Raw genomic sequence first — 25,552 nt, forward strand, 5'->3', positions numbered from 1 at the left:
GATCAATGACACTTGAAATAGTCGAAGGGTTCGCGGCAGGCCCTGCAGCGCCACAGCGCCTTGCAGGAGGTCGAGCCGAATTCAGACAAGAGCTCGGTATTTTCCGAGCCGCATTGAGGGCAGCCCACCGCCTGTTCGCCAAACAGCGCCCGGCGTGAGCTTGATGCCTGCGGCGGCGCGATGCCGTAGGCGCGCAGCTTCTGGCGGCCCTCCTCGCTCATCCAGTCGGTGGTCCAGGCCGGCGACAGCACGGTGCGGACTTTTGACCGGCGAAAACCGGCGCGCTCCAGCGCCAGCTCGATCTCCAGCGCGATCATGTTCATCGCCGGACAGCCGGAATAGGTCGGGGTGATCGCGACCTCGACGTGATCGCCGTCGAGCGCAACCTCGCGCAGCACGCCGAGGTCGGCGATGGTCAGCACCGGAATTTCGGGATCGACCACGCTCGCCGCAGCGTCCCAGGCGCGCCGGCGCAGCTCGCTGTCACGGTCGAGCAGGCTCACCACGTCAGCCCCGGAAAGGTGCGCTGCATCGATTGCAGCTCGGACAGGAGATGGCCGAGATGTTCGCTGTGCCGGCCCACGCGGCCGCCCTGCTGCATCCAGTCGTTGTGCGGCAAGACCAGCGTGGCTTCGCTGACGACATCGGAAAGCGTCTGCAACCAGCGACCACGCAAGGTGCCGGGATCGATCGCGATACCGGCATGGATCAGCGCGCGCTCGCCGTCATCGACGGCAAACATCTCGCCGGTGAAGGCCCAGAGCTGATCGATCGCGGCTTGCGCGCGGGCGTGGCTCTCATCGGTGCCGTCGCCGAGCCGGATGATCCATTCGGAGGCGTGGCGCAGATGATAGGCGCTCTCCTTCTCCGACTTGGCGGCAATCGCTGCCAGCGTCGTGTCGCGCGAATTCATCATCGCGCGCCAGTAGAGGTCGGCGAAGGCCGAATAGAAGAACTGCCGCACCAAAGTCTGGGCAAAATCGCCGTTCGGCTGCTCGACCAGAAGGAGGTTTCGGTACTGCCTGACGTCGCGCAGATAAGCGAGCTTGTCCTCGTCGTTGTCCTTGCCTTCAGCCTTGGCGGCATAGCTGTAAAGCTCGCGCGCTTGGCCGATCAGATCGAGCGCGATGTTGGAGAGGGCCATATCCTCTTCCAGCATCGGCGCGTGACCGCACCATTCCGACAGCCTGTGGCCGAGGATCAGCGCATCGTCGGCGCGGCGCAGCGCATAAAGCACCAGCGGCGTTTCGGAGACCTGGATGTTGGCGACGGGCATCACATATGCCCCACTTCCTCGGGCACCTCGTAAAAGGTCGGATGCCGGTAGATCTTCGATTCCGCCGGCTCGAACATCATGCCTTTTTCGGCGGGATCGCTCGCGGTGATCGCGGTCGACGGCACGACCCAGATCGACAGGCCCTCGCCGCGGCGGGTGTAGAGGTCGCGGGCGGCTTGCAGCGCCATGGTGGCATCGCTCGCATGCAGCGATCCCACATGCTTGTGCGCGAGCCCGTTGCGGCTGCGAATGAAGACTTCCCACAGCGGCGTGTTCGGCGTGGCCATATTGATCTCCCTATTCCGCGGCTTGCGCAGTCTGGCGATGCGCACGTTTGGCGGCATAGCTAGCTGCGGCCTCGCGCACCCAGGCGCCGTCTGCATGCGCCTTGCGACGCGCGGCTATGCGGTCGCGATTGCACGGGCCGTTGCCGGCGAGCACCTGCTTGAACTCGGTCCAGTCGATCTCGCTGTAACGCCAGTGCCCGTCGGCATCCTGCGTCATGCCGGGATCGGGGATGGTGAGGCCGAGATATTGCGCCTGCGGCACCGTGGCATCGACGAATTTCTGGCGCAGCTCGTCGTTGGAGAAGCGCTTGATCTTCCACTTGGTCGAGGTGTCGCTATGCTGGCTGGTGCTATCTGGCGGGCCGAACATCATCAGCACCGGCCACCACCAGCGGTTCAGCGCGTCCTGCGCCATCGCCTTCTGCTCGTCCGAGCCGCGGCACAACGTCAGCATGATCTCGTAGCCCTGACGCTGATGGAACGACTCCTCCTTGCAGACCCGGATCATCGCGCGCGCATAGGGGCCGTAGGAGCAGCGGCACAGCGGGATCTGGTTCATGATCGCAGCGCCGTCGACCAGCCAGCCGATGGTGCCGATATCGGCCCAGGTCAGCGTCGGATAGTTGAAGATCGAGGAGTACTTGGCTTTGCCCGCGAGCATGGCATCGACCAGCTCCTCGCGCGATGAGCCGAGTGTCTCGGCCGCGGCATAAAGATAGAGCCCGTGGCCGCACTCGTCCTGCACCTTGGCGAGCAGCGCGGCCTTGCGGCGCAGGGTCGGCGCACGGGTGATCCAGTTGCCCTCAGGCAGCATGCCGACGATTTCGGAATGGGCGTGCTGGGAAATCTGGCGTGTGAGCGTCTTGCGATAGGCCGCCGGCATCCAGTCGTTCGGCTCGATGCGCTCCTCGGCATCGATGCGGGCCTGGAACTGCGCAGCTCGGCCTGCGTCCTCAAGACCGCGGTCGTCGGTCTCGGCCGTATTCAGCGCCTGGGTATACATGCGCATCCTCCCGATTTATTGGGAGGCAATATATAACAAAAATTACGTCATGCAAGATATTTCTGTAACATAAAACTCAGACCCCGAACCTCCTTTCCAGCAGCTTCCGCGCCGGCGACAGTGGCCCTTTCTCGTTGGTTCCATGTCCATCGAGCCATTGTTCGGAGGGGGCAAGCAGCGCGCGATAGATTTCGCCGCACAGCTCCCGTGCGGCCCTGCCCGGCCAACTCGTCGGCAGCAGGCTTTCGGGCAGCAGCGGATCGCGCAGCACGACGCGGCGGTAGTGGTGGATCAAGAGGATGCGCGCGGTGAAGGCGTCGGCCTCGGACAAGTCCGTGCCGCGCCCGATCGCGGCGCGCAGCGGCTCGAACGTCTTCATGAATTTCAGATAGGCATCCGCGGTGCGATCCAGCGGCCAGCTCGCACTGAGCAGGCGACGCCCGCTGTCGTCTTCCGCAGAGACTTCGAGACGGATCGCGCCTGCGGCTTCATCCGGCACCGGCACCCCTGACGGCGCGACCCAGACGCCCGGCAGCGGACTGCCAAAGCCGGCATTGCGCAGCGCCTCGCGCGAGGCGTCGCGATCCTCGCCATTGCCGATCAGCAGCAGCTCGAAGCGGCCGGTCCAGTCGGATGGCGGCGGATCGTAGATGTGGCGCGTCGCGGCCTCGAACGTCTGGCGCCCCTTGTCGGCCAGCCGATAGAAGCTGTTGCGGCCGACCTTCTCGCGCGTCAGCCATCCGTCGGCGGCGAGCCGCGACATCGCCGTGCGCACAACCCCGCTGTCGATGTCGAGCCCTTGAAAGAACTCCAGCAGCGTACCGAGCCACACCGAACCGCCGCGCGGCACGATGGCATCGCCGAACACGGTGATGACGATGGAGCCGGTGCGCGACGGTTCACGCTTGAGCTGATCGACGATGCGGGAGAGCGGATGCGCCATGCGCGAGGCATAGCGCGTTTTGTGCAGGCGCGACAATGGATGGGAGCGACGCTCTTGCTCTCCCTCTCCCCGTTCTTACGGGGAGAGGCGAAGAAAACTACCGGTGCGGATCGGGATATGCCAAGCTGCGCCAACCGCTGCGGTCGAACGGCCGCCACTGGCCTTCCTTTTGTGCGAGCCGGTCGGCGACCGCGTAGACCACGGCGGGATGATGACCCATGCCGCAATGGCTGCTTTCGACCTCGATGCTCTCGGTCTGGGCGCCCGTCTTTTCCATGCAGCCCTGCCAGGCGCAGACGCCGTCGGTGCGGCTGAAGATGGCGGTGGTCGGCACCGGCGGCGGGACAGCGAGCTCGCCGCCGAACCGCGGATCGACCTCGTCGGACTTCCGCCCGCTCGCCCATTCATAGACGCGCCAGGCATTGGTCGAACGGGGATTGCCGGCAAAGGGACTGCCGAGCGTAATCACCTGCCGCACGCGCTCGGGCATCATCTTGGCGAGCTGGCGCGCATAGAGGCCGCCGAGGCTCCAGCCGACCAGGCTGATCTTGCGGCCATGGGTGTCGCTGAGCTCCTCGACCAGATCGACCATCGCATGCTGCACGCCCTCGCGCAGGCCATAGTTGCGGCCCTGGCGCCAGCCGCTCACCGCATATCCCTTGCTGGTCAGAAACGTGCGCAGCGCACGCGTGGATGCATCGGAGGCCACGAGGCCCGGCAGCACCAGCACCGGATGCCCATCGCCGCGCGGCGCAAGGCTCAGCAGCGGCAGTGCGCCGAGAAATGCGCCGAACTCGTGGATCGCGCGCCCTTCCATAAACATCAGAGTTCGGGACGGCGGACGCAGCGTCTGGGCAGTAGCGGTCATCAATGTTTCCCCTGAGAAGACGCCGGGCGCGATGCCGGCAAATGGGCATGAATTCCAATACGCCGGCTTCTTGATCGTTCCGCAGCGCAGCATGAATCAGCTAGGCGGCCGGTTCCCGACATTCAAGCGGGAGAGTCGCGGGGCGACAATAGGCCCGCGCGTTAATGCTAACGTCCGTGACGCAAAAGTCACAGCAATCGGAGCAGGAATTCTACGGAGTAGAGCACCAGCCCAGCGAGCCCACCGATCAGCGAACCGTTGAAACGGATGTATTGCAGGTCGCGCCCGATGTTGATTTCGATCAGCGAAATCAACTGAGCCATGTCCCACGCCTTGACCTGGTCGGAGATGAAGATGGAGACGCCGCTCTTCTGGTCGGCGACGAAGCTGCGCAACACCGTCACCAGACCCTTGTTGATCTCGTCGCGCAGCTCGGCATCGCCGGCGAGGGCTTCTCCAGCAGCGGCGAACATGCCGGCGAGGTGATGCTGAAGCACCTGTGTCTCACCGCTCGCACTGCGTTCGATGAAGGAGCGCGTGTTGGCCCATACGGTGCGGGCGAGATCGGCGAGCTCGGGCCGCGCAAGCAGATCGCGCTTCAGCCCGTCGATCCGGTCGATATAGGCCTGGTCGGTGCCGAGCCGGTCGACGAAGCTCAGCACCATGCGATCGAACTCGCCGCGGAACGGATGCTTGGGATCGCTGCGCACTTCATTGAAGAAGGCGGTGGCGGATGCCACGATCTTGTTCACCAGAAACTTGTCCGCGCGATAGAGCCGCAGCAGGGTCGGCAATTCCGCGCGCACCTTGTCGCGGATCATCCCCATCGTCTCTTTCTGGTTCAGCGTCTCGTGCATCACGCGCAGGAGATCGTCGAACAGGATCTGATGGCGCCCCTCCGCCACGAAACCGCGCAGCGTGCCCGCGGCGAGTGGCGCAAGGTCGATCGCCTGGAGCTGCGATGACATGCGGCGGATGATGAAGGTCATCAAGCCCGAGCTCTCCGTCGCCGAGACGGCCTCCGGCAACAGGCGGAGCGCGAAACGCGCGAGATCGTCGCTGCGCTTGCGGTCGCGCAGCCAGTCGGCGACGAAGGAGCCGAAATCGATCTCCTTCAGCTTGGCCTCGACCGGACCCGCCTCGAGGAAATGCACCTGGATGAATTCGCCGAGCTTGTCGGCGATCCGGGCCTGGTTGCTCTGGATGATCGCAGTATGCGGAATCGGCAGGCCGAGCGGCCGCTTGAACAGCGCGACCACGGCATACCAGTCGGCAAGCCCGCCGATGGTCGCGGCTTCCGCGAAGGCGGCGATGAAGCCGAACACGGGATGCACCGGCAGCAGCCATTTCGCGACGATGAAGAGCAGAAGCGTCGCGGCCAAGACCAGTGTCGCCAGCGCTTTCACACGGCGCAGCTCGGCCGCACGTTCGGCATCGCCGGGGGTGTCGAAGGAGAAGGTGGCGGGTGCATTCATGACGGATGGGAGATTACGTCATTCCGGGGCGATGCGAAGCATCGAACTATGGTGCGCTCTTGCGCACCTGAGAAGCTCGAGATTCTCTGGTGCGCAATTGCGCACCAGAGTTCGCCCTTCGGGCGCCCCGGAATGACGGTCAGACACGATGACGGCAGCGTAGAAACAAAAGGCCCGCCGAAGCGGGCCTCAAATTTCAGTTTTCACTCAGGGCGCCGGATCAGGCGGTCTTGTTGTAGACCTTGGCAAAATTGTCCTGAGCGGACTTCGCACCGTTGGCGGCGAGCTGGCCGAAATAGTCGGCGGTCGCCTTGGCACGCGAGACGAACACTTCGCCGCGGGCGCGGAGCAGGCTCGACTGGATCTCGACGGCTTCGCTGACCGACTTGGCAGAAGCAAGCTTGTCGATGCCGGCGAAGAACGCCTGCGCGTCGTCGTAGATCGCCTGCTGGATGTTGCGGCTGATCTTGCCGGCCTCGGTGACGGACTCGGTCACCGCGTTCTCGACGGCGGCGGTCACGCGCTCGGAGCCAGCGAACACTTCGGCAGCACGGTCCTTGGCGGTGTTGGCGGTCTTCTTGACGAACTCGCGGGCGGCCTCCGGAACTTCCAGGTTCTGGATGTTCTTGAAAGCGTCCTTGAAGCCCTCGAAAGCGGTGTTGGTTTCAGTGGTCATGGGGTTCTCTCCATCCTCATTGTTTGAGCTATGGGCTCACCCCGTCCGCATTGGCCCGAGGCACGGCCTATATGGCATAGTTAATTGTGCGATGCAATATTCTTATTGCACTGCGATATCACGAAACTGTGAACAGCCTTAACAGGAGGCAATATGATGCCTCCATGGCCAAGCAGGTTCCCGGAAAGCGGTTGGGACCTTTCCCGGTGCTGGACGGCGGTCCTAGTGCTGGACGGCGCCTGGCAGCCCGTAGGCCTCCATCTGGGCCTGGACCTGCGCGATGTTGTGGCCGAGCACAACGATGTCGTGGGTCTTGCCGTCGACGTCCCGGACATGGTCGCGCAGCAGCGCCTCGGCCTTGAAACCGAGGCTCTCGAACACGGCGATCGCGGCCTGCTGGTCGACCGTCATCTGAACCGAGAGTTTTTCCAGGCCGGCGCCGAGCGCGAGGGCGAAGGTCTCCTGCGACAGCGCCCGCCCTACCCCCTTCCCGCGAACGTCGAGCGAGACCACCATGCGGATCTCGCCGACATGGGGCGACCAGGAGTGCGGATCGCGCACCAGCGTGCCGCAGCCGACGACCTTGCCGTCCCTGACCGCAAGCAGGCTCGTAATCGCGCCACGCTCGATCTCCTTGACCCAGGCCGACAGCACCTTCGGCTCGCTGATGTTGCGCGGCAGAAACAACAGGTCGTGGGTCGGCAGGCCTTTGCCGAAGGCGAGCACCGCGGCTTCATCCGCGGGCGACATCAGGCGAATCTCGATATCGCCGGCGTCGGTCTTGACGTGGCGCGGATAGGAACGCTGCTCGCTCATGTCGATCTCTTCCCTAGCCAGGAATCCAGTTTCGGCCATAGCCGCTTGACGGCGTTGGCTCCCGCGACGAGCGAGACGTGACCGCCCTTCAGCATCACCTCTTCCTTGTCCGCTGATCCAATCTTCGCGATCAGGTGCTTGGCGGCGTCATACGGCACGATGTGATCATGCTCGGCGACCGCATGCAGGATCGGCACCTTGATGTTGTCGAGCTTGGCGGCGCGGCCGCCGACCGACATGGTGTCGTTGAACAGCTTGTTGTCCCACATCAGGTCTTTGGTGATGGCGCGGAAATACTCGCCCGCCAGCGGCAGCGTGTCGGTCGCCCAACGATCGAACATGCGGTAGGACTTGACGAACTCGTCGTTCCAGATGTTTTCCCAGAGCTGGATCTGGCTCACCGTGCGCGAGGCCGGACGCAGCATCTCGAACGAGGACAGGATCATCTCCGGCGGCACGTTGCCGACACTGTCGACGAGTCGGTCGACGTCGAAATAGCGACGGTCGGAGAAATTCGAGAACAGCTTCATCTCGCGGAAGTCAATCGGCGTGGTGAAGCAGATCAAATTCTTCATCGGCCCATCCTTGTGGATCGCGCCGTAGAGCAGTGACAGCACGCCGCCGAAGCAATAGCCGATGACGGAGACGTCCTGCTCGCCGGAATCAGCTTGCACCCGGCGAACGCAGTCCGGGATGAAGTCGAGGACATAGTCTTCCATCCGCAGGCTCTTCTCCTCCGGCCGGGGCGCGCTCCAGTCGAGCATATAAACGTCGTAACCGCGCTTGAGCAGGAATTCGATAAAGCTCTGGCCGGGCACGAGGTCGAGGATGTAGCCGCGGTTGGTGGTGGCCATGACGATCAGCACCGGCACGCGGTAGATTTCGTCCGACATCGGCCTGTAGTGATAGAGGCTCATCGTGCCGCGCGAATGCAGCACGTCCTTCGGCGTCGACCCGAGCGACGGGCCCGAGGTCGAAAAATATTCAACGCCCTTGATGCTGCGCTGGATGGCGCGCTGCACCTCGCTCTGGATGCGTTCCGGGATAGATGCGAAATCAAGTCCGGGAGCTGCATTCATGCCTGCTCTCCGCCCTCAGACGGCGGACGCTTAGTGCGCGGCGGCCGCAATGCGGAATCGGCCCCTTGAGACACGCCGGCACTTGCAGCCATCTGGCTCAGCAGCGACTTGATCTCACCTATCTGGCCTTCGATAGCTTGCAGCCTTTCGGCAAGGCCTGTGACCTGCTCCCGGCTCGGCAGGTTCATGGAGACCAGGTACTTCTCCATGAGTTCGCCGAGCTGCTTCTGAGCACCTGCAGCAACTCCCCCCGCTCGGTTCATCGCCTGCGAAAACTCGGGCGACGACATGGCCTGGTTGGCGAAGGAGTTGAACCCCTTCTCCATCTCACCAACCATCTTTTGCCACATGGCGACCGGGTCATTGGTCTTGTCGGTCATCGGCGTCCTCCAGATGTCGAGAGCTTCGATGCCCTTCCTTTTTCGCCATACCACACCGTTGCGCCGTGCCGGTCAACCGGCAAGCAGCAGCTCGGTGCCGCGTGCGGCTTTCATTGCAACGGGAAACCGTGCGATACACAATCGAGCAAAAGCCAAGGGAACGCGCCCGTGAACGCCCATCAGCCGCCTCAGACCGTCCGCGCCAACGGCATCGACATCTGCTACGAGATCTTCGGCAGCGACAATGCCGAACCGCTGCTGCTGATCATGGGGCTCGGGGCGCAGATGATCCATTGGGACGATGCGTTCTGCGAGCAGCTTGCCGCACGCGGCTTCCGCGTGATCCGCTTCGACAATCGCGACATCGGCAAGTCGAGCCATCTGACGGGCGGCAAGCGGTTGACGCCACTCGAGCTACTGAAGCTGCGCTTCTTCAAGATTCCCGTCGCGGCAACCTACAGGCTGATCGACATGGCGAAAGACACGGTCGGGCTGATGGATGCGCTCGGCATCAAATCGGCGCATCTTGTCGGTGCCTCCATGGGCGGCATGATCGCGCAGGAGGTGACGCTGTCGTTCCCGCAGCGCGTGCGCTCGCTGACCTCGATCATGTCGACGACAGGCAATCCGCGCGTGCCGCCGCCGACGCGCGAGGCCGCCGCAATGCTGATGGCGCCGCCGCCGCGCAGCAAGGAAGAGTTCATTGTCCGTTACGGCCAGACCTGGAAGGTGTTGCGCGCCGGACATTTTCCGGAGGAGGAAGCGCTCGACCCGGAACGCGCCGAGCGCGTGTTCGCGCGCGGGCTCAATCCGGCCGGCGTCGGCCGCCAGCTCCGCGCCGTGCTGGCATCCGGCAGCCGCAAGGAGCGGCTGCACGCCGTGCAGACGCCGACGCTCGTGATCCACGGCACCGTCGACCCCCTGGTGCGGCCGGAGGGCGGCAAGGACACCGCCGAGTCAATTCCGGGCGCAAAACTGCTGATGATCGACGGCATGGGCCACGCGCTACCGATGCGGTTCTGGCCCGAGATCATCGGCGCCATCGACAAGCACGCGCACGGTGCGGCCGCGCAGGCGGCTTAACTCTTCTTCGCCATCCAGATTACGTGGCGCGCGCCGCCGCCTCTGCCGGTGGCGCGGACGGCGACTTCATTGACGTCGAAGCCCGCGCGCTTAAGGCGCTTGGTGAAGGCGGGGTTGGGTCCCGACGACCAGACGGCGAGCACGCCGCCCGGCCGCAGTGCTGTCTTCGCCGCCGCCAGCCCGCTTGCGCTGTAGAGCGCATCATTGCCTTTGCGGGTCAGCCCCTCCGGCCCGTTGTCGACATCGAGCAGGATAGCGTCGAAGGCTGCGCTCTTGGTACGGATGACGTCGCCGACGTCGGTTTCCCGGATGCTCACCCTGGCATCATCGAGGCTGTCGCCGAAGACCTCCGCCATCGGGCCCCGCGCCCACGTGACCACCGCGGGGACCAGCTCGGAGACCACGATCTTCGACTTGGCTCCAAGCACGGTAAGCGCTGCACGCAGCGTAAAGCCCATGCCCAATCCGCCGATCAGGACAACGGGCTTGGCGACCGTCTCGATCTGCTTCGCCGCGAGCGTTGCGAGCGCGGCTTCCGAGCCCGACAGGCGGTTGTTCATCAGCTCGTTGGTGCCGAGCTTGATGGAAAACTCCTTGCCCCGCCGCATCAGGCGGAGCTCTTCGTCGGAGCCGGGGATTTTGGCGGTGTCGATTTTTTCCCAGGGAATCATCCCTGACGTTTAGCATGAATAATTCGTAGCCCGGGTGAGCGAAGCGATACCCGGGACCGCTCGTGCCGCGAGATCCCGGATGTCGCTTCGCTCATCCGGGCTGCAAGGGTGATCTCTGCCTACCCTCCCGCCCAGACGTCAAGCACATACCGGTTCTTCGTCCCCATCACCTCGATCCAGCGCGCAGCTGCGGCCGCGTCGCTGCCGCTCTTCTCGCGATGGATTGCGACCAGCGCCGCCTTCACATCGGGCTCCATCTTGCCGCCGTCGCCGCAGATATAGATGATCGCGCCCTGCTCGATCAGCGGCCAGACCTTGTCCTTCTGCGCGGCGAGCAGGTGCTGCACATAGGTCTTCGGTCCGTCCGCGCGCGAGAACGCAGTGAAGAGTTCCGTGATGCCGCTCGCCGCCAACGCCTTCAGTTCGTCCCCGTAGAGAAAATCCTGGTCAGGATGACGACAGCCGAAGAACAGCATCGCGGGTCCGAGGCTGGCGCCCTTCGCCTTGCGCGCGGCGCGTTCCTGAAGGAAGCCGCGGAACGGCGCGAGGCCCGTGCCGGGGCCGATCATGATGATGGGCACCGAGGGATCGTCCGGGAGCCGGAAGCCGGCCTTGGTCTCGCGCACGGTGGCGTAGATCGCATCGCCGGCGCGCCGGTTGGCGAGATAGTTCGAGCAGATACCCTTGTAGGTGCCGCGGCCGGAGGCGGCCGGCCCTTCGACCACACCGACCGTGACACTGCAGCGCGCCGGCTCGACCGACGGCGAGGACGAGATCGAGTAATAGCGCGGCGCCAGCAGCGAGAGCATTTCCAGATAGACATGAAACGGCAATTCGCAGGCCGGATATTCGAGCAGCAGGTCGAACACTGATTTGCGCCTGGCCAGGATCTCGCTGCGGTAACGCTCGAGCGGCTCAGCCTCCTCGCCGACGAAGGCGAGCAGCTTCGGCTTGGTGACCGGGCATCGGGTGTGCTCGGCCATGATCTGGATCTGCTTGCGCGTCGCGACCTGCTGCAGCTCGACGAACTCGCTGAGCAGGCGGCCGACTGACACGGCATCCCCTACCGGCAATTGCGCACGGCGGCCCTCGGCGACCTGCAGTCTGATCTGGTCGGCGGGCAGGAAGCCGAAGCGGCGCGCGACCGAATCTACCAGCGTGGGATCGTTGCGTGGCACGACACTCAAATGATCGCCGACGCGGTAAGTGACGTTGGACGGCAGCTGCACCTCGATGTGGCGCGTCGAACGCTCCGACGGATTGGACCCACCCTTGTTTTGAAGCTCGTCGTTGGCGAGCACCTTCATCGCGACAGCACCGCCCTGGGCCACGATGGTGTTGACGGCGGTCATCGCCACCGGCTCAATCGCATAGAGCGGATCGTCCTCGGCCGTGCGGGTGAAATTCCAGTCGATGCCGAATTCCTTGGTCGCGACCTGGGCCGCCGCCGGGAACCATTTCTGGAACTGGCCGTCGAGATCGCTGCGCGCATCGCCCTCGCCGCGCGGATAGACCGCGCGCGCGCCATGCGCCGACAACTGCTCGTCGATCAAACGCGGCACCGATTGATAGGTCGCGGCCCAGTCGCTGTTGCCGCAGCCGAACACGGCGTAGCGGACATTGGCAAACGCATCCTTCGGCAGATCGCCGCCGAGCCATTTGACGAACTGCGTCGCGTTATCCGGCGGCGCGCCGTTGTAGGAGGCGCAGATGATCAGCACCCCGCCCTCCTGCGGCAGCTTGCCGACGTAATCGTCGAGCGGGCCGAGATGCACGGCAAAGCCATTGATCTCGGCGAGATCAGCCATGCGCGTCGCCAGTTCCTCGGCCGTGCCGAGATTGGAGCCGTAGAGCACCAGCATCGGCGTATTATGGCCGAGCCGCGCGGTCGGCTGGCGCGGCGCCTTCGGCGCCGAGGACGCAGCCGCGATGGGTCCACCATAGGCACCACGCTCGCGATCGGCGCGCGGACGCACCCTGATCTTGAAGCCTTCCGGCTTCATCGTCAGGGTTTCCTTCAGGTGCATCTGGTAGCGCTGGTGATCGACCAGCTTGAAGCGCTGCAGGATCATGCCGAGCGCGAGCGCGGCCTCGTGCATGGCAAAGCCGCGGCCGATGCAGGCGCGCTGGCCGTTGCCGAACGGCTTCCAGGCATTGACCGGCCGCTTGGCCTCCGCCTCACGGCTGAAATTCTCGGGATCGAACGCATCCGGATTTGGCCCCCAGACGCTGGGATCGCGATGCAGCGCCGTCACCAGGATGGTGGTGAAGGTGCCCTTGCGGAGCTTGTACTTGCCGCCGCCGAGCGTCTCGTCCTTGAGCGGCGAGATGCCATAGGCCGGCGCCGGCGGCCACAGCCGCAGCGCCTCTTTCAGAATCTGCGTGATGTAGGTGAGCTGCGTCACCTGCTGGTAGGTCGGCTTCGCGTTGACGTCGGGGCCGAAGACACGATCGACCTCGTCATAGGCCTTCTTCAGGATCTCCGGATGCTTGAGCAGCGCATAGAGCGTGTAGGACAACAGGCCGCTGGTGGTCTCGTGGCCCGCGATCAGGAAGGTGTTGATCTGGTAGCGGATGTTGACGTCGTCGAGCTGCTCGCCGGTCGAACGATCGACGCCGGTCATCATCGCGGCCAGCATGTCCTTCTTGTCGTCGATCCCTTCCGCGCTCTTGCGGCGCTCGGCAATAATCTCGTCGACCATCTTGTTCATGAAGGCGACGTCTTCGGCGAGCGTCTTGCGCCGCTTCTGCATCCAGATCTGCTCGAACGGCAGGCCGCGTGTCATCATGATGGTTTCGAGCGAGCGCACCAGCGACTCGACGAAGGGATGGTAGTCGCGCCGGTAGAACGAATTGAAGCGATACTCGAAACCGCACAGGCCGATCGTATCCAGCGTCAGCGCCGTCATGTCGTGGACGACGTCGATCTCGTCGTCGGCGTTGAGCCGCTCCCACTTCTGGACGAGCTGCTCGGCGATATCGACCATGCTCGGATGATAGGACTGCATGGCTCGGTTGCCGAACGGCTGGAGCAGGATGTTGTGCGCCTTGCTCCAGTTCGGCTCGCGGGTGTCGGCCGTGAACAGCCCGTCGCCGCCGACCGCGCGTACGCGCCGCAATGCACCGCGCACCGTCTTGTCGAAGCGCTTCTCGTCGGAGAGTTCATCGACGAGATCGTGGCCTGAGACGACCACGATCGGCGAGCCCATCATGTCGAGCCAGAAGATCGGACCGAGCTCCTTGGCGAGCCGCGTCAAATGCTGCACGGGGGCGGCCGAGTCCAGCGACAGCATGTTGCCGACCACCGGCTTGGTCGGCGGATGCGGAATCGGATCCAGACGGTTCTTGGATGACATTGACGTGCGTTTCCCCCTCAGTAACCCTCGTCATTGCGAGGAGCCCTTGCGACGAAGCAATCCAGATTGCCTCTGCGGATACATTTCTGGATTGCTTCGCTCCGCTCGCAATGACGAGCGCTAGCCAAACCGCCTTCTACGCCATTCGATCAGCTTGGCGCTGACCTCTTCCGGCTTCTCCTGCTGCGTCCAATGGCCGCTGTCCTTCACCAGATACTTCTCGAGGTCGGGGATCAGCTTGTCCATGCCATCGGCGGAAGACGGCGGCAACACCGCGTCGTTCTCGGCCATGATCATCAACGACGGCACCCGCACCGTATGATCGAGCCCTTCGGCGCGCGTCCAGTTGCGCGACATGTTGCGGTACCAGTTGATGCCTCCGGTAAAGCCGGTTCTGGTGAAATTGTCGACGAACACCTTCTTCTCTTCCGGCGACAGGATCGGCGTACGCGGATCATGCTTTGCGTCATAGCTGGCGATCATCTGCGGAAACGCCAGATTGACCCGCGGAGAAGCGCCGACGCCGGCAACCACCTCCTCTGCCGGCGCGTCGGCCGGGCGCGGTGCCGGCTTGCGCATGAACGCGTCAAAAGTCTGTTCGACGCGACTTCCGAAAATCCTGTCGGGCTCACGCGCCGGGTCCTGGAACTGCACGATGTACATCTTGTCGCCGAAGCGCGCGCGCAAGAGCTCGATCGGATCGGCCCATGCACGGTTGGTATGCGGCGTGTTGATCCCGACCACGCCCGCCACCCGGTCGATGTGCCGCAACGGCATCTGCCAGACGATGAAGCCGCCCCAGTCGTGTCCGACGAAGACTGCCTTGTCGATCTGCAAATGGTCGAGCAGCCCGACGAGATCACCGGTCAGGTGCTCGATGTCGTAATCCTCGACCGCCTCGGGCCGGTCGGTCGCGCCATAGCCGCGTTGGTCGGGCGCGATCACGCGGATGCCGGCCTCGCTCAGCGCTTTGATCTGGTGGCGCCAGGAGAAGGCGAGCTCGGGCCAGCCGTGGCACAGCACGATCGGCGGCGTGTCCGTGATCGGGCCAGCCTCGTAATAGCCCATGCGGATTCCGTTCGTCTGCACGAACTTGAGCGGTGGCATTTCAATCATCGAACCATTCCTACTCAGCGGCACCCTTGATGTCGGTCGCCGGCGGCGCGTAGGCCGCCTCCAGCGCGGCGAACTCCTCCGGCAGCATGTCGCACATCACCTGCACATGCGGAATGATGTTGGCGCCGACGATGAAACCGAAATCGAGCTGGTCGCGATAGCTCTGCACGGTGATGTTGAGCGCCTGCCCATGCGTCGAGATCGACACCGGGAAGATGTGCAATAGCTCCGCACCGGCAGCGTAAAGCGTCTGCCGCGGCCCCGGCACGTTCGACACGGTGATGTTGGCGGCTGGCGGCAGCACGTCCGACAGGTTCGAGCGGCTGTAGAGCAGCGCCAGGATCTGCACCATGATCGGCGCGCCCAGCATCGAGATGTTGGAGACCTGGGGCATCAGTGCGCGCAAGGGGTGCGACATCTCCTTGGACTTGGTCGATTGCGCGATGATGGCTTCCAGCCGCGCCTTGGGATCGTCGATGTTGGTCGCGATGGCGCAGATCATGCCGAACACCTGGTTATTGGCTTCGGTGTTGCCCTCCTCGCGCAGCGAGATCGGCACCGCCGCGGTCAGCGATTTCGCCGGCAGCGTGCTGTACTCCTTCAGGTAACGCCGGACCACGCCGGAGGCCAGCGCCAGCACGACGTCGTTGAGCTTGCCGCCGGCGAGCTTCGCCAGCGCCTTCGCCCGCGACAGCGGGATCGACACGCCGGCGAAGCTCCGCTCCGACGAAATCGTCTTGTTGAGCATGGTCGGCGGCGACACCATGCTGGCGAGACTCTCGCGCGACTTGGGATCGGCAACCTTGCCAAGCACCTCGGAGACGCTCTTGACCATGGTCGGGATATTGCCCGCGAAGCGCACCGCGCTCTCGATCTGATACATCGCGTTGTCGAACAGAATCGAGCCGATGTCGCTCTTGCCGGTGCGCGGCAATTGCAGGTTCTGGGCGGCCTTGCCGGCGTCGAGCGGCTGGTTGAACAGCTGCTGATAGGAATCGAGCAGGTTCGCGGCGATGTCGCGCGGCTCCTGTCCAGGCTTGGCTCCCGCAGCCGGCGGATCGACCTTCCGCGGGATCGGCGAGATGTCGTAGATCATGTTGGTCAGCGCCGCACCAGCACCGCCGTCGATGGCGGCATGGTGCATCTTGGAATAAAGCCCGACCTCGTTGTCCTTCATGCCCTCGAACACGTAGAACTCCCAAAGCGGGCGAGCCCGGTTCAAGAGCTTGGCGTGCATCCAGCCGACGATGCGCTCCAGTGTGGCGCGGTCACGCGGCTGCGGCAGGCTGGCACGGAAGATGTGTCGGTCGATGTCGAACTGATCGTCCTCGACCCAGGAGGGATGATCGATGTCGAGCGGTGCCTTCTCCAGCCGCGCCTTCAGGATCGGCGCGATGTGCAGGCGCGAGACGATCATCGCCTTGAAGTCTTCGAAGAAGTCGCCCTTATAGTCGTCGGGCAGGCGAAAGATCGCCATGCTCCCGACATGCATCGGCATTTCCGGCGTTTCCAGATAGAGAAACGACGCATCCAGCGACGACAGCTTCTTACCGTCAGCCATAGTTCCCTCCCGCAAAATTTGACTGGCGCCTTGGCCGGCGCTTCTCGTCAGGCCGATACTGCCTGTTCCGGCGGGGCATATGCAATGGCAAACGGCCCGGCCCGGTCAAATGGCGAGAATTCCCCCTCCGGTTGCGCCAGGCGGTCGGCCACGGCCCACAATGCCGCGGGGTTCACCCCGAGCCCGATATGGCTCGCCAGGTGCACCTCGATGTTCTCGGCACGGTCGGAGGGGCGCAACAGACAGGTCCTCCAATTCACGACACCGTCGGCCCGCGAATAGATCGACGTCGCCGGCACCGGAAGATCGCCGGCGATCGCTTCGCGCAGTTCGGCGAAATCCTCGACCCGTTCGCCGGACAGCGCCTCGTAGAGCCGCGTGGCGTTGGTCGCCCGCACGTCATTGGCAAAAGGGCTGCCGAGCGTGACGACATAACGGACCATGTGGGGCGCCTGGAGCGCGAGATCGCGGGCATAGACGCCGCCGAGGCTCCATCCGACCAGGCTGACCTTGCGTCCGCTCGCAGCATGGATTTCGGCAAGACGGGCGCGCAGCGACTCCCGCATCCGCCCCAGCCCGCCGAGATTGCGGCCCATCCGCCAGGCATGTGCCTCATAGCCGAGCTCGGCGAGATAGCGCCGCATCGGGGCCATCGAGAGGTCACTGGCCAGAAAGCCCGGCAGCGCCAGCACCGGATGACCGTCGCCCCTGGGCGCGCGCATCAGGACTGGCGACAGCAGCAGGCTTGCATTGAATTCGAACAGGCCGCGCGCTTCTGCAAGCAGCAGGACAAGGCCCGGCGGACGAAGCCCGCCCGGCGCCTGCCGCCCGTCCGGCCCGGACGACATTATTTCTTCTTGTCGCTGCTGCGCGTGCCGCCGAGGCCCGCCATCGTGACGAACATGTCCTGAAACCGCTCGGCGATCTTGGGATCGAAGGTGAACCAGCTCTGGATCAGCGATTCCGGCGAGACCTTGTCAATATTGGACATCATCTGCTGCTGCAGCTTATCCATCACGGCGGTCTGCATCGGCATCACGTCGGGCAGTCCGAAGAACTGGCGGGCCTCGAGGGGGGTGCAGTCGATTTCAATATTAACTTTCATGTCCCCTCCGGATGAGATTCGAGCGGCCTGTCGGCAGTATCGCCGCGAGTTGTGGTGCGACGCAAGCGACCTGATGCAGGCGCGACATGCCCCGTCCCGCAATCGGTCGATATAGTCAACCAAAGTCGAAAGACACCGTCGTCCATGCCAGGCGGCACGGTCAGCATTGCTGCACAGCGGTGCAACTTGGCGCGTTCCTTGCTGGAATGGCGCTTGCACCGGTCGAGAACTCTGGGCAACATGGATCAATCAGCCCTGCCGAACAATCAAAAATCATCGGCACGGCAGAGTGGAGAGGGTCAAGAATGTCAGTCGGTCGAAGTCTGTTTGCGGCGACGCTCGCCGGTACGCTTGCGTTGACGGTCGCGCCGGCGTCGAGCCAGACGCTGCGTTATGCCAACCAGGGTGACCTGAAATCCCTCGATCCCTATACGCTCAACGAAAGCACCACCCACGCCCATCTCGGTCACGTCTATCAAGGCCTCACTGCGCGCGACAAGGACCTCAAGATCATTCCGGCGCTGGCGGAAAGCTGGGAAACTCCGGAGCCGACCCGCTGGCGTTTCCATTTGCGCAAGGGCGTGAAATTCCACAACGGCGACCCCTTCACCGCCGACGACGTCGTATTCTCCGCCGATCGCGTCCGCAAGAAAGGGTCCAATATGCAGACCCGCCTTGCGCCCGACGTCAAGGTCGTCAAGGTCGACGACTACACCGTCGACTTCGTCCTGCCTTCGCCCAATCCCATCCTGCATAACTCGTGGGATGTCTGGTACATCATGGACAAGAAATGGGCCGAGGAGAACAACGTCGTCGATCCGACGCCGGTGGCGGCGACCACGCCGAGCTACGCCTCGCTCCACGAGAACGGCACCGGTCCGTTCACCATCGAAAGCCATCAGCCCGGCGTGAAGACGGTTTTCAAGGCCAACCCCAACTACTGGGGCAAGGTCGAGGGTAACCTGAAGGAGATCGTCTTCACCCCGATCGCTTCGGACGCCACCCGTGTCGCTGCGCTGCTCTCGGGCGAAGTCGATGTCATCGAGCCGGTGCCGATCCAGGACATCTCCCGCGTCGATTCCAGCCCGAACGCCCAGGTGCTGAAGGGGCCGGAGCTGCGCACCATCTTCATCGGCTTCGATCAGATGCGCGATGAGCTGCTCTACTCCAACATCAAGGGCAAGAACCCGTTCAAGGACGTCCGCGTCCGCGAGGCTTTCTACAAGGCGATCGACATCGAGCTGATCAAGAAACGCGTGATGCGCGAGCTGTCGACGCCGTCGGCGCTGATGATCGCTCCGGAGTTGTTCGTGCTGTCCAAGGAGTTCACGCGGCCAAAATTCGACCCTGATGGAGCCAAGAAGCTCCTGACCGAAGCCGGCTATCCCGATGGCTTCGAGGTCACGATGGATTGTCCGAACGACCGTTACGTCAACGACGCCGCGATCTGCCAGGCCGTCGTCGGCATGCTTGCCCGCATCGGCGTCAAGATCAACCTGCTGGCGCAGCCGAAGGCGCAGTACTTCGCCAAGGTGCTGAAGCAGGGCGGCTACCAGACCTCGTTCTACCTCCTGGGCTGGACGCCGAGCACGATGGACTCCCACAACGTGCTCTACGACATCATGGGCTGCCGCGACGATGCGAAATCCTCACGCGGCGAGGCCAATCTCGGCGGCTACTGCAACAAGGAGTTCGACGCCATCACCGACAAGGTGCTGGTCGAAACCGATACCGCCAAGCGCAACCAGCTGATCAAGCAGGCCTACGAAATCGGCAACAAGGACTGGTCCTACATCCCGCTGCACCAGCAGGCGCTAGCCTGGGGCGTGTCGAAGAAGGTCAACCTGCCGCAGCGCGCCGACAATCTGGTTATGTTCCATTGGGCGACCAAGAAGGAATAGCACCAGTTGAACACGAGGTCCCGGCGGCGTCAGGCATCCGGGACCTTTCCTTTTCCGGCTGACAAAGACGTCGACCGCACGCACACCCAAGGATAGTGGAAGGCATGCTCGCTTTCACTCTTCGCCGCGCCGTTCAGGCCATCGGCGTCATGTTCGCCGTCGGCATCATCGCCTTCTCGATGTTCCGTTTCGCCGGCGACCCCGTCAATCAGATCGTCTCGATCGACACGTCGGCGGCCGAACGCGAAGCCGTGCGCAAGTCGCTCGGCCTCGACGATCCCGTGCCGGTGCAGTTCGTGCGTTATTTCGCCGACGCCGCGCAATTCAAGTTCGGCGTCTCCTACCAGTTCCGCCAGCCGGTCTCGACGCTGTTGATGGAGCGTATGCCCGCCACGCTGGAACTTGCGATCTGCGCCACCGTATTTGCGATGGTTTTCGGCATTCTGATGGGCGTCTATTCGGCGCTGAGGCGCGACACCGTGCTCGCCAAATTATTCCAGGCGGTTTCGCTGATCGGCATCTCGTTGCCGACTTTCCTGATCGGCATTCTCCTGATCTATTTATTCGCGGTGACATTGGGCTGGTTGCCCTCGTTCGGCCGCGGCGAGGTGGTCAAGCTCGGCTGGTGGAGCACAGGCCTGCTCACGCTGTCGGGACTGAAGGCATTGATCATGCCCTCGATCACGCTCGGCCTGTTCCAGATGACCCTGATCATGCGGCTGGTGCGCGCGGAGATGCTGGAAGTGCTGCGAACCGACTATATTCGTTTCGCCCGCGCCCGCGGGCTGACCACTCGCGCCATCCATTTCGGCCACGCGCTGAAGAACACGCTCATTCCCGTCATCACCGTGGCCGGCCTTCAGTTCGGCTCGGTTATTGCATTTTCGATCATCACCGAAACCGTGTTCCAATGGCCGGGGATGGGACTGCTGTTCGTGCAGGCGGTGCAAAACGTCGATATCCCGATCATGGCGGCCTACCTGCTGATGGTCTCGCTGATCTTCGTCACCATCAATCTGGTGGTCGACATTCTCTACACCGTAGTCGATCCGCGCCTGCGCGCGACCGTCGGCCGCGCTACATAAGGCCCCTGCATGTCTGACGCCGTCGCCTCCAATTCCGACAAGCAGAGCGCGCCGCCCGCGCATGCCGGTCGCAGCTGGCTCAGCCGCGCCCTCGACAGCGACATCTTCTATTCATTCCGCCGTTCCAAGCTGACCATGGTGGCGGCGGCCATTACCGTGCTGCTTTTCCTGCTCGCGATCTTTGCATCCGCGCTCGCGGTGCAGAACCCATTCGATCCGGCGCAGCTCCAGTTGATGAACTCGCGCATCTCGCCGCTCTGGACCGCCGACGGCCAAAGCCCGTTCCTGCTCGGCACCGACGAGCAGGGTCGCGACGTGTTCTCCGCCATTCTCTACGGGATGCGCATCTCGCTCGCCGTGGGCGTGGCCGGTGTGATCTTCGCCGGCGCGCTCGGCATTGCACTCGGCCTGATCGCCGGCTATTTCGGCGGCGCGATCGATGGCGTGATCATGCGGATCGCCGACGTGCAACTGACCTTTCCCGCCATTCTGATCGCGCTGCTGGTCAATGGCATCGCGAAATCGATCCTCGGCAACCGCCTTGATGCCACCAGCATGCTCGTGGTGCTGGTGATCTCGATCGGCCTCAGTTTCTGGGTCGGATATGCAAGGACGGTGCGCGGCTCCGTGATGGTCGAGAAGAACAAGGACTACGTGGCCGCCGCGCAGCTGATCGGCCTGCCCGCGCCAAAGATCATGCTGCGGCACGTGCTGCCGAACACGATGGGCCCGATCCTGGTCATCGCCACCATCAACCTCGCGCTGGCCATCATCACCGAGGCAACGCTGTCCTTCCTCGGCGTCGGCCTGCCTGACACCATGCCCTCGCTGGGCACGCTGATCCGCATCGGCAACAATTATCTGTTCGCGGGCGAATGGTGGATCGTCGCTTTCCCCGGCCTCGCGCTGGCCGGGCTGATCCTGTCGATCAACCTTCTCGGCGACTGGCTGCGCGACGCGCTCAACCCGAAGCTCCGATGAGCAAAACCTCGACAAGAGCGCCTCACTCATGACCGAGCCCATCCTCTCCGTCCGCAACCTTCAGGTGGAGTTCGCCTCCCGCCGCGGCACGCTGCGCGCCATCGACGGCGTCTCCTTCGACATCGCCAAGGGCGAAGTGCTGGGCGTGGTCGGCGAATCCGGCGCCGGCAAATCCGTCACCGGCCTCGCCGTGATCGGCCTGATCGACCCGCCCGGCCGCATCGCCGGCGGCGAGGTTCGCCTGGCCGGCCTGCGCATCGACAATCTGCCGCCCGAGGAGATGCGCCGCATCCGTGGCAAACGGATCGGCATGATCTTCCAGGACCCCCTCACCTCGCTCAATCCGCTCTACCGGGTCGGTGACCAGATCATCGAGACGATCCGAACCCACCTGAACCTGTCCGAGACGGCCGCCCGCCGCCGCGCCATCGACCTGCTTGCCGAGGTCGGCATTCCCGCGCCGGAAAAGCGCATCGACGGCTATCCGCACGAATTCTCCGGCGGCATGCGCCAGCGTGTCGTGATTGCGCTCGCGATCTGCGCCGAGCCCGAGCTGATCATCGCGGACGAGCCGACCACCGCGCTCGACGTCTCCGTGCAGGCGCAGATCATCTCGCTGATCAAGCGGCTCGGCCGCGACCACGGCACCGCCGTGATGCTGGTGACGCACGACATGGGCGTGATCGCGGAGACCTCCGACCGCGTCGCCGTGATGTATGCCGGCCGTGTCGCCGAGATCGGTCCGGTCCAGGATGTCGTCAGAAATCCACTGCATCCCTATGCCAAGGGCCTGATGGGCGCGATCCCGACGCTGGCCGGCGACGACAAGCGTCTCATGCAGATTCCCGGCTCGATGCCGCGGCTGTCGGCGATCCCGCGCGGCTGCTCGTTCAATCCGCGCTGCGCGTTCGCGTTCGACCGTTGTCGCGTTGATCGACCGGAGCCGCTGCCGCGCGGTGCGCAATCGGTCGCCTGCCATCTCTATGACAGCGTGCCGGCGGAGAGCGCGGCATGAGCGCTTCCTTCGTCCAGGCCACAAATCTGCGCCGGGTGTTCGACGTCTCGAAGCCCTGGCTCAACCGCGTGCTCGAAGGCGGGCATCTCGAATATCTAAAGGCGGTCGATCACGTCACCTTCGATATCAGGAAGGGCGAGACGTTTGCGCTGGTCGGCGAGTCCGGCTCGGGCAAGACCACGGTGGCGCGGATGGTCGTCGGCCTGTTGCCGCCGAGCTCCGGCGATGTCTTGATCGACGGCGTCTCGATGACGGATCCGCGGCAGGCGCCGGCGCGCAGGAAGCTGCGCCGCCGCATTCAGATGATCTTCCAGGATCCCTATGCGAGCCTGAACCCGCGCTTCCGCGTCGATGCCATCATCTCCGAGCCGATCCGCGCTTTCGACCTGATCCAGGGCGAGCGCGACATCCAGGCGCGCGTCGGCGAGCTGCTCAGCCTGGTCGGCCTGCATCCCGACGACCGGCTGAAGTTTCCGCACGAATTCTCCGGCGGCCAGCGCCAGCGCATCGCGATCGCCCGGGCGCTCGCATCGGATGCCGAGTTCATCGTCTGCGACGAGCCGACTTCGGCGCTCGACGTCTCGGTGCAGGCGCAGATCCTGAACCTGATGCGCGACCTGCAGGACAAGTTCGGCCTGACCTACATGTTCATCAGCCACAACCTTGCCGTGGTCCGCCACATGGCGAGCCGCGTCGGCGTGATGTATCTCGGCCGCATCGTCGAGATCGCGGAGGGACGCGAGCTGTTCGCCCGTCCACGTATGCCCTACACCAAGATGCTGCTGGGCGCCGTGCCCGACCTCGCCATGAGCGGCCGCCAGCGCATTCCGGTGAAGGGCGAGATCCCGAACCCGATCAACCCGCCGCCCGGCTGCGCCTTCAATCCGCGCTGCCCGCTGGCGTTCGATCTCTGCCGCAAGGAGACGCCGGAACTGATTGACGGCGTCGCCTGCCACGCCGTCAACACCGCGCCGGTCCCGGCGTGACGCGCGCGTGCCATGCTGGCAGCGCATTGGCGGCGCGGCATCGCCTGTGATCAATTGCGCGCGCCGCAAATGAGGTAATCCATGGCCAGCAATGTCAATCCCGATCCGTTCACGACCCGCCCCGAGATCGAGGGCACGTTCGGGGTCGTCGCCACAACGCACTGGATCGCGACCGCCGTCGGCATGGCCATCCTGGAAAAGGGTGGCAATGCCTTCGATGCCGGTGTCGCCACCGCCTTCACGCTGCAGGTGGTCGAGCCGCATCTCAACGGCCCCGGCGGCGACGTGCCTGTCATCGTGCACGACGTGAAGCGCGGCCGCACCGAGGTGATCTGCGGCCAGGGCCCGGCACCGGCACGCGCCACCATCGCGCATTACAAGAGCGAAGGCCTCGACATGGTGCCCGGCACCGGCCTGCTCGCGGCCTGCGTCCCCGGCACCTTCGAATCCTGGATGATGCTGTTGCGCGACTACGGTACGATGCGCGTGCGCGACGTGCTGGAGCCCGCGATCTCCTATGCGCGCGACGGCTACCCGCTGGTGGAACGCGCCTGCGCCACGATCCAGACCGTCGAACAACTATTCCGCAAGCATTGGCCAACGTCGGCCGCCGTCTACCTGCCGAACGGCGAGGTGCCGAAGCCCGGCACGCTCTTTACCAACAAGACGCTGGCCGCGACCTACGCACGAATTCTCAGCGAGGCCGAGAGCGGCGGCGGTGGCCGCGATGCCGAAATCGAGCGCGCGCGAAAAGCCTGGTCGCAAGGTTTTGTCGCGGAGGCCATCGACAAGTTCTGCCGGACCCAAGAAGTGATGGACGTCAGCGGCTCGCCGCATCGCGGCGTGCTCTCTGCTGACGACATGGCGCGCTGGCAACCGACGATCGAAGCGCCGCTCACCTACGACTATGGCCGCTATACCGTCTGCAAGGCCGGCGTCTGGAGCCAGGGTCCGGTGACGCTGCAACAGCTCGCGCTGCTGAAGGGCTTTGCCCTCGACGGGCTCGACCCGACCGGGCCTGAGTTCATCCACCTCCAGATCGAATGCGCAAAACTCGCCTTTGCCGACCGCGAGAAATTCTACGGCGACCCCAAGTTCAGCGAGATCCCGATCGCGACGCTGCTATCGGACGCCTATAACGACGAACGACGTAAGCTGGTTACCGAGAAGGCTTCGCTCGATCTCCGGCCCGGCGCGATCGAGGGCTTTGGCGGCGTCGTCAAGCTGCGCCGCGCTGAAGGCCAACGCGAGGCCGTTGGCGCGCTCGGCGCCGGTGAACCAACCGTGGGGCGCTTCGGCGAGGTGCGCGGCGACACCGTGCATTTCGACATTATCGACAAAGCCGGCAACATGGTGTCCTCGACGCCGTCGGGAGGCTGGCTGCAATCCTCGCCTGTCATTCCCGAGCTGGGTTTCTGCCTCGGCAGCCGCGCACAGATGTTCGATTTGGAGGAGAACCAACCCGGTTCGCTCGCGCCGGGCAAGCGGCCGCGGACCACGCTGTCGCCGACCATGGCGCTGCGCGACGGCGAGCCGTATCTCGCCTGGGGTTCGCCCGGCGGCGACCAGCAGGACCAGTGGATCACGCAGTTCTTCCTGCGCCACGTCCATTGCAACCTCAATCTCCAGGAGGCGATCGACGCGCCGGCCTGGCATTCCGAGCATTTCCCGATCTCGTTCTGGCCGCGTACCGCGCGCCCCGGCGTGCTCGTGGTCGAGAATCGCGTGCCCAGGGCGACGATCGAGAACCTTCGTGAGCGCGGACACATCGTGGAAGTCGGCCCCGACTGGTCCGAAGGCCGCCTCACCGCGGCCTCGCGCGTGGGTCGGCGTCGGCGCGCCGCCGCCAATCCGCGCGGCATGCAAGGTTACGCCGCGGGACGCTGAAG

At 64.2% G+C, this 25,552-nt stretch carries 24 protein-coding genes; 7 read left to right on the forward strand and 17 right to left on the reverse strand.

Annotation, left to right across the window (positions count from 1 at the left end):
• Window positions 1-2: 2 nt before the first annotated feature.
• The 11 genes from paaD to RAD10_RS09550 all read right to left on the reverse strand — a co-directional run bounded on the left by paaD (window position 3) and on the right by RAD10_RS09550 (window position 8,803).
• The gene (paaD, locus tag RAD10_RS09500; protein ID WP_461617243.1) at window positions 3-506 is read right to left on the reverse strand and encodes a 1,2-phenylacetyl-CoA epoxidase subunit PaaD; all 504 of its coding nucleotides are present in this window, start codon (window positions 504-506) and stop codon (window positions 3-5) included.
• A complete protein-coding gene (gene paaC, locus RAD10_RS09505) occupies window positions 500-1,276 on the reverse strand; it encodes a 1,2-phenylacetyl-CoA epoxidase subunit PaaC (RefSeq protein ID WP_461617244.1) in 777 nt (258 codons plus the stop codon). Before paaC ends, paaD begins: the two co-directional genes overlap by 7 nt.
• A complete protein-coding gene (paaB, locus tag RAD10_RS09510; RefSeq protein WP_247496664.1) occupies window positions 1,276-1,563 on the reverse strand; it encodes a 1,2-phenylacetyl-CoA epoxidase subunit PaaB in 288 nt (95 codons plus the stop codon). Before paaB ends, paaC begins: the two co-directional genes overlap by 1 nt.
• Window positions 1,564-1,573: 10 nt before the next feature.
• Complete coding sequence (gene paaA, locus RAD10_RS09515) at window positions 1,574-2,566, reverse strand: 1,2-phenylacetyl-CoA epoxidase subunit PaaA (protein ID WP_461617245.1); 993 nt, start codon at window positions 2,564-2,566, stop codon at window positions 1,574-1,576.
• A gap of 76 nt (window positions 2,567-2,642) precedes the next feature.
• Window positions 2,643-3,509 (reverse strand): phenylacetic acid degradation operon negative regulatory protein PaaX, encoded by an 867-nt coding sequence (gene paaX / locus RAD10_RS09520; protein WP_461617497.1) that lies wholly within the window; start codon window positions 3,507-3,509, stop codon window positions 2,643-2,645.
• A gap of 97 nt (window positions 3,510-3,606) precedes the next feature.
• Window positions 3,607-4,377: an esterase/lipase family protein gene (locus RAD10_RS09525; RefSeq protein WP_461617246.1), complete on the reverse strand. Its 771-nt coding sequence runs from the start codon at window positions 4,375-4,377 to the stop codon at window positions 3,607-3,609.
• Between the two features lie 188 nt (window positions 4,378-4,565).
• Complete coding sequence (locus tag RAD10_RS09530; RefSeq protein WP_461617247.1) at window positions 4,566-5,852, reverse strand: DUF445 domain-containing protein; 1,287 nt, start codon at window positions 5,850-5,852, stop codon at window positions 4,566-4,568.
• Between the two features lie 220 nt (window positions 5,853-6,072).
• Window positions 6,073-6,528 carry a phasin gene (locus RAD10_RS09535; protein ID WP_212248064.1) on the reverse strand — a complete coding sequence of 152 codons (456 nt, stop codon included), beginning with the start codon at window positions 6,526-6,528 and terminating at the stop codon, window positions 6,073-6,075.
• 222 nt (window positions 6,529-6,750) lie between these two features.
• A complete protein-coding gene (locus RAD10_RS09540; RefSeq protein ID WP_161966493.1) occupies window positions 6,751-7,344 on the reverse strand; it encodes a GNAT family N-acetyltransferase in 594 nt (197 codons plus the stop codon).
• Entirely contained in the window at window positions 7,341-8,423 is a 1,083-nt protein-coding gene (locus tag RAD10_RS09545; protein WP_461617248.1) for a PHA/PHB synthase family protein, read from the reverse strand. The genes RAD10_RS09540 and RAD10_RS09545 overlap by 4 nt, the downstream gene beginning before the upstream one ends.
• Window positions 8,420-8,803: a hypothetical protein gene (locus RAD10_RS09550; protein WP_026201523.1), complete on the reverse strand. Its 384-nt coding sequence runs from the start codon at window positions 8,801-8,803 to the stop codon at window positions 8,420-8,422. Before RAD10_RS09550 ends, RAD10_RS09545 begins: the two co-directional genes overlap by 4 nt.
• 168 nt (window positions 8,804-8,971) lie before the next feature.
• Here RAD10_RS09550 and RAD10_RS09555 point away from each other — a divergent pair, with 168 nt between their 5' ends.
• Window positions 8,972-9,886: an alpha/beta fold hydrolase gene (locus RAD10_RS09555; protein ID WP_461617249.1), complete on the forward strand. Its 915-nt coding sequence runs from the start codon at window positions 8,972-8,974 to the stop codon at window positions 9,884-9,886.
• Here RAD10_RS09555 and RAD10_RS09560 read toward each other — a convergent pair.
• The 6 genes from RAD10_RS09560 to RAD10_RS09585 form a co-directional block, all read right to left on the reverse strand.
• Window positions 9,883-10,557, reverse strand: a complete 675-nt coding sequence (locus RAD10_RS09560) for a spermidine synthase (protein WP_461617250.1) — start codon at window positions 10,555-10,557, stop codon at window positions 9,883-9,885. The genes RAD10_RS09555 and RAD10_RS09560 overlap by 4 nt on opposite strands.
• 119 nt (window positions 10,558-10,676) lie before the next feature.
• Window positions 10,677-13,913: a bifunctional cytochrome P450/NADPH--P450 reductase gene (locus RAD10_RS09565; RefSeq protein WP_461617251.1), complete on the reverse strand. Its 3,237-nt coding sequence runs from the start codon at window positions 13,911-13,913 to the stop codon at window positions 10,677-10,679.
• 120 nt (window positions 13,914-14,033) lie between these two features.
• On the reverse strand, window positions 14,034-15,029 hold the full coding sequence (locus RAD10_RS09570; RefSeq protein WP_461617252.1) for an alpha/beta fold hydrolase: 996 nt from the start codon (window positions 15,027-15,029) through the stop codon (window positions 14,034-14,036).
• A gap of 10 nt (window positions 15,030-15,039) precedes the next feature.
• Entirely contained in the window at window positions 15,040-16,590 is a 1,551-nt protein-coding gene (locus RAD10_RS09575) for a WS/DGAT/MGAT family O-acyltransferase (protein ID WP_461617253.1), read from the reverse strand.
• Window positions 16,591-16,637: 47 nt separating this feature from the next.
• The gene (locus tag RAD10_RS09580) at window positions 16,638-17,438 is read right to left on the reverse strand and encodes an esterase/lipase family protein (protein ID WP_461617254.1); all 801 of its coding nucleotides are present in this window, start codon (window positions 17,436-17,438) and stop codon (window positions 16,638-16,640) included.
• Complete coding sequence (locus RAD10_RS09585) at window positions 17,438-17,695, reverse strand: DUF6489 family protein (protein WP_094975344.1); 258 nt, start codon at window positions 17,693-17,695, stop codon at window positions 17,438-17,440. The genes RAD10_RS09580 and RAD10_RS09585 overlap by 1 nt, the downstream gene beginning before the upstream one ends.
• 305 nt (window positions 17,696-18,000) lie before the next feature.
• Here RAD10_RS09585 and RAD10_RS09590 point away from each other — a divergent pair, with 305 nt between their 5' ends.
• From RAD10_RS09590 to RAD10_RS09615, 6 genes are all read left to right on the forward strand, one after another.
• Window positions 18,001-19,596 (forward strand): ABC transporter substrate-binding protein, encoded by a 1,596-nt coding sequence (locus RAD10_RS09590; RefSeq protein ID WP_038947053.1) that lies wholly within the window; start codon window positions 18,001-18,003, stop codon window positions 19,594-19,596.
• Between the two features lie 104 nt (window positions 19,597-19,700).
• Window positions 19,701-20,681 (forward strand): ABC transporter permease, encoded by a 981-nt coding sequence (locus RAD10_RS09595; protein ID WP_026201522.1) that lies wholly within the window; start codon window positions 19,701-19,703, stop codon window positions 20,679-20,681.
• A gap of 9 nt (window positions 20,682-20,690) precedes the next feature.
• The gene (locus tag RAD10_RS09600; protein WP_091953649.1) at window positions 20,691-21,662 is read left to right on the forward strand and encodes an ABC transporter permease; all 972 of its coding nucleotides are present in this window, start codon (window positions 20,691-20,693) and stop codon (window positions 21,660-21,662) included.
• 28 nt (window positions 21,663-21,690) lie between these two features.
• A complete protein-coding gene (locus RAD10_RS09605) occupies window positions 21,691-22,677 on the forward strand; it encodes an ABC transporter ATP-binding protein (protein WP_028143437.1) in 987 nt (328 codons plus the stop codon).
• Window positions 22,674-23,663, forward strand: coding sequence for an ABC transporter ATP-binding protein (locus tag RAD10_RS09610; protein WP_091953652.1), 990 nt, complete (start codon window positions 22,674-22,676; stop codon window positions 23,661-23,663). The genes RAD10_RS09605 and RAD10_RS09610 overlap by 4 nt, the downstream gene beginning before the upstream one ends.
• A gap of 81 nt (window positions 23,664-23,744) precedes the next feature.
• Window positions 23,745-25,550 carry a gamma-glutamyltransferase family protein gene (locus tag RAD10_RS09615; RefSeq protein WP_461617255.1) on the forward strand — a complete coding sequence of 602 codons (1,806 nt, stop codon included), beginning with the start codon at window positions 23,745-23,747 and terminating at the stop codon, window positions 25,548-25,550.
• The last annotated feature ends 2 nt before the right edge of the window (window positions 25,551-25,552 follow it).

The sequence above is a fragment of the Bradyrhizobium sp. 23AC genome (assembly GCF_054863025.1).

Bases quoted from the DNA above. Each gene is read 5' to 3' on its own strand.
- paaA (WP_461617245.1), bottom strand. From the start codon at position 2,566: ATGTATACCCAGGCGCTGAATACGGCCGAGACCGACGACCGCGGTCTT.
- RAD10_RS09545 (WP_461617248.1), bottom strand. From the start codon at position 8,423: ATGAATGCAGCTCCCGGACTTGATTTCGCATCTATCCCGGAACGCATC.
- RAD10_RS09530 (WP_461617247.1), bottom strand. From the start codon at position 5,852: ATGAATGCACCCGCCACCTTCTCCTTCGACACCCCCGGCGATGCCGAA.
- paaX (WP_461617497.1), bottom strand. From the start codon at position 3,509: ATGGCGCATCCGCTCTCCCGCATCGTCGATCAGCTCAAGCGTGAACCG.
- paaB (WP_247496664.1), bottom strand. From the start codon at position 1,563: ATGGCCACGCCGAACACGCCGCTGTGGGAAGTCTTCATTCGCAGCCGC.
- RAD10_RS09605 (WP_028143437.1), top strand. From the start codon at position 21,691: ATGACCGAGCCCATCCTCTCCGTCCGCAACCTTCAGGTGGAGTTCGCC.
- RAD10_RS09565 (WP_461617251.1), bottom strand. From the start codon at position 13,913: ATGTCATCCAAGAACCGTCTGGATCCGATTCCGCATCCGCCGACCAAG.
- RAD10_RS09525 (WP_461617246.1), bottom strand. From the start codon at position 4,377: ATGACCGCTACTGCCCAGACGCTGCGTCCGCCGTCCCGAACTCTGATG.
- RAD10_RS09590 (WP_038947053.1), top strand. From the start codon at position 18,001: ATGTCAGTCGGTCGAAGTCTGTTTGCGGCGACGCTCGCCGGTACGCTT.
- paaC (WP_461617244.1), bottom strand. From the start codon at position 1,276: ATGCCCGTCGCCAACATCCAGGTCTCCGAAACGCCGCTGGTGCTTTAT.
- RAD10_RS09600 (WP_091953649.1), top strand. From the start codon at position 20,691: ATGTCTGACGCCGTCGCCTCCAATTCCGACAAGCAGAGCGCGCCGCCC.
- RAD10_RS09560 (WP_461617250.1), bottom strand. From the start codon at position 10,557: ATGATTCCCTGGGAAAAAATCGACACCGCCAAAATCCCCGGCTCCGAC.
- RAD10_RS09585 (WP_094975344.1), bottom strand. From the start codon at position 17,695: ATGAAAGTTAATATTGAAATCGACTGCACCCCCCTCGAGGCCCGCCAG.
- RAD10_RS09575 (WP_461617253.1), bottom strand. From the start codon at position 16,590: ATGGCTGACGGTAAGAAGCTGTCGTCGCTGGATGCGTCGTTTCTCTAT.
- RAD10_RS09610 (WP_091953652.1), top strand. From the start codon at position 22,674: ATGAGCGCTTCCTTCGTCCAGGCCACAAATCTGCGCCGGGTGTTCGAC.
- RAD10_RS09540 (WP_161966493.1), bottom strand. From the start codon at position 7,344: ATGAGCGAGCAGCGTTCCTATCCGCGCCACGTCAAGACCGACGCCGGC.
- RAD10_RS09550 (WP_026201523.1), bottom strand. From the start codon at position 8,803: ATGACCGACAAGACCAATGACCCGGTCGCCATGTGGCAAAAGATGGTT.
- RAD10_RS09570 (WP_461617252.1), bottom strand. From the start codon at position 15,029: ATGATTGAAATGCCACCGCTCAAGTTCGTGCAGACGAACGGAATCCGC.
- RAD10_RS09595 (WP_026201522.1), top strand. From the start codon at position 19,701: ATGCTCGCTTTCACTCTTCGCCGCGCCGTTCAGGCCATCGGCGTCATG.
- RAD10_RS09535 (WP_212248064.1), bottom strand. From the start codon at position 6,528: ATGACCACTGAAACCAACACCGCTTTCGAGGGCTTCAAGGACGCTTTC.
- RAD10_RS09615 (WP_461617255.1), top strand. From the start codon at position 23,745: ATGGCCAGCAATGTCAATCCCGATCCGTTCACGACCCGCCCCGAGATC.
- RAD10_RS09580 (WP_461617254.1), bottom strand. From the start codon at position 17,438: ATGTCGTCCGGGCCGGACGGGCGGCAGGCGCCGGGCGGGCTTCGTCCG.